Genomic DNA, 263 nt, shown 5'->3' with positions numbered 1-263 from the left:
AGGCCGCGGCGAAAGACATCGAAGCCCTGGGCGTCGAGCTCATTGAACAGGCTAGGCAATGCGAGGCCATGACTCGCGAGGCGCTCGCGGTAACCGAAGAACTGAAGGAGACCGCAGCGCGCTACCGCGCGGAGGCTAAACGTGTCTTCGTTCAAATCGAGAACTGTTCGCTGGTGACGGCAGAGGTGCGCAAGATCTGCGAAGAAATGAAGGATAAGATCGCAGCTCCAGCCATGGTCGAAACTAAAGCCGGGGAGTAAACT

At 57.8% G+C, this 263-nt stretch carries 1 pseudogene; it reads left to right on the top strand.

The features are described from left to right. Positions 1–260, top strand: a pseudogene (locus QSV46_RS40050) (hypothetical protein); the annotation flags it as partial. Between the last annotated feature and the right edge of the window lie 3 nt (positions 261–263).

Origin of the sequence: Bradyrhizobium cosmicum (assembly GCF_032290525.1) — a bacterium.
Lineage (GTDB): Bacteria > Pseudomonadota > Alphaproteobacteria > Rhizobiales > Xanthobacteraceae > Bradyrhizobium > Bradyrhizobium cosmicum_A.
Note: the sequence above shows the minus strand (reverse complement) of the source record. Positions and strands in the feature narration are given on the sequence as shown.